Source organism: Candidatus Chloroploca asiatica, assembly GCF_002532075.1.
Taxonomy (GTDB): Bacteria; Chloroflexota; Chloroflexia; order Chloroflexales; family Chloroflexaceae; genus Chloroploca; species Chloroploca asiatica.
Genome location: NZ_LYXE01000181.1, coordinates 1 through 2,706, shown reverse-complemented (window position 1 = coordinate 2,706; position 2,706 = coordinate 1). Strand labels below are relative to the sequence as shown.

Sequence of the window (2,706 nt, the reverse complement as noted above, 5' to 3'; positions counted from 1 at the left end):
GCCGTACCTTACCAACTGAAGCGTAGTGATGATGATATGACACCGAGCCGTGCGTGCTGCACGGTCTCGTAACTTTGTTCCGCTGTGCCCCCACTGGGTACAGAGGGAAGACATGATGAGCACACGATGGATGCCCTGGCGCTGCATGCCGATGAAGGACGGGGCACCGCTCCGAAAAGCTCTGGGGAGCCGCAAGCAGGCGATGAGCCAGAGATGTCCGAATGAGGCAACTCACCCCGAAAGGGGTACCGTCGCAAGACGGAGGGTACCCGGCCAACTGAAACATCTCAGTAGCCGGAGGAAGAGAGAACGACACCCGTAGTAGTGGCGAACGAACCGGGTGAGGCCTAAACCGTAGCGGTGCTCAAGGCACCAGCCGTTGCCGCTGCGGGGTTGGAGGGCTGGTCAGGTGGGCCTGGTGACCCACACTGGGGGTGCCGAAGGTAGACAAATCGCGCTGGAAAGCCGAACCAAAGAGCGTGAGAGTCGCGTCGTCGCGTTCCGAACACCCGCAGGACCAGACCCTGAGTAGGGCCAGGCACGAAGAACCTGGTCTGAAGCTGGGCTGACCACAGTCCAAGGCAAGCTACATGCAGCGACCGATAGCGTATAGTACCGTGAGGGAACGGTGAAAAGAACCCCGGCGAGGGGAGTGAAAGAGAACCTGAAATCGTGTGCTTCCAAGCCGTCGGAGCCGGGCGTAAGCTGGGTGACGGCGTGCCTTTTGGAGTATGATCCGGCGAGTTACCCTGCGTGGCGCGGTTAAGGCAGCGACAGCCGGAGCCAGAGTGAAAGCGAGCCTGCAGAGGGCGCAGGTCGCGCAGGGTAGACGCGAAACCACGTGAGCTTACCATGGGCAGGCTGAAGCGTCCCTAACAGGACGTGGAGGGCCGCACCGGTGTGGGTTACAAACCGCTCGGATGACCTGTGGTAAGGGGTGAAATGCCAATCGAACGTGGAGATAGCTCGTTCTCCCCGAAATGCATTGAGGTGCAGCCGTGGATTGTGGCGGCTGGAGGTAGAGCACTGTTGTTGTGCGGGGGCTTCACCGCTTACCAAGCGACGGCAAACTCCGAATGCCAGCCAGCCAGCACCACGAGTGAGACGGCGGGTGCGAACATGCGTCGTCAAGAGGGAAACAACCCAGACCGCCAGCTAAGGCCCCCAAGTAACCGCTCAGTGGGAAAGGTTGTGGCGCCGCGGAGACAACCAGGAGGTTGGCTTAGAAGCAGCCATCCTTGAAAGAGTGCGTAATAGCTCACTGGTCGAGTAGCGCTGCGCCGATGCTTCAACGGGGCAAAGCGGTTCGCCGAAGCTGCGGGTCGTTGGCAACAACGACGGTAGGGGAGCGTCGCACCAGCGGTGAAGCGAAGGCGGAAGCGTTCGTGGAGCGGGTGCGAGTGCGAATGCCGGAATGAGTAACAGAGAAGTGGGGTGCGAACCCCCACCGCCGAAAGCCTGAGGGTTCCGCCGCACGGGTGCTCCGCGGCGGGTTAGTCGGGCCTAAGGGGTAGGCGCAAGCCGAACCCGATGGACAACAGGTTCATAGTCCTGTACTACCGACTGGTCGTTTGACGAATGCCGGATGCTGAGGGGGAGTCGCCGCGACGAGACGAGCGTCGTCCAAGCCGGTAGGGAGGAAGGTGAGGCAAATCCCATCTTCCGTTGACCGAGAGGCGAAGGGGAGTGGTGCATGCACCGCGACGGCGAGGCACCTGCGCAGCCAAGAAAGGCCGGCTACGGAGACCAGCGGTACCCGTACCGCAAACCGACACAGGTAGGCAGGTCGAGGAGACCAAGGCGGACGAGTGATCCCTAGTTAAGGAACTCGGCAAATTGACCCCGTACCTTCGGAAGAAGGGGTGCTGCAGTAGGGTGAAGCCTGTACAGGTGGAGCGCGAAGCAGCCGCAGGGTCCAGGCCCGGGCGACTGGATAACAGAACCACAGCTCCCTGCTTAAAGCGTAAGCTGACGTATAGGGGGTGATGCCTGCCCAGTGCCGGAAGGTTAAGGGGAGGGGTGCAAGCTCCGAACCGAAGCCCCGGTAAACGGCGGCTGTAACTATAACAGTCCTAAGGTAGCGAAATTCCTTGTCGGGTAAGTTCCGACCCGCACGAAAGGCATCACGATCTGGGCACTGTCTCAACTAGGGGCTCGGTGAAATTGCAGTGGCCGTGAAGATGCGGCCTACTCAGAGCGGGACAAAAAGACCCCGTGGAGCTTTACTACAACTTGCCATCGGGTGGATCGGTACGATGCGTAGGATAGGTGGGAGGCTGGGAACGTGCCCTCGTGGGGGTGCGGGAGCCGACGGTGAAATACCACTCTTCGTGGCGGTGTACCCTCACCCGGGAACGGGGACGGTGGCTGGTGGGTAGTTTGACTGGGGCGGTCGCCTCCCAAAAGGTAACGGAGGCGCGCAAAGGTACCCTCACGCGGGATGGTCATCCGCGAGCGCGTGCAACGGCACAAGGGTGCTTGACTGCAAGGCAAACCGGCCGCGCAGGGACGAAAGTCGGCCGTAGTGATCCCACAGTGCTGCGTGGAAAGGCTGTGGCTTAACGGATAAAAGCTACCCCGGGGATAACAGGCTCAGACCTCCCAAGAGTTCATATCGACGGAGGAGCGTGGCACCTCGATGTCGGCTCGTCGCATCCTGGGGCTGGAGTAGGTCCCAAGGGTTGGGCTGTTCGCCCATTAAAGCGG

1 rRNA gene is annotated in these 2,706 nt (G+C 61.0%); it reads left to right on the top strand.

Going from position 1 to position 2,706, the window contains the following annotated elements:
• Window positions 1-103: 103 nt before the first annotated feature.
• A 23S ribosomal RNA gene (locus tag A9Q02_RS21295) occupies window positions 104-2,706 on the top strand; the annotation flags it as partial.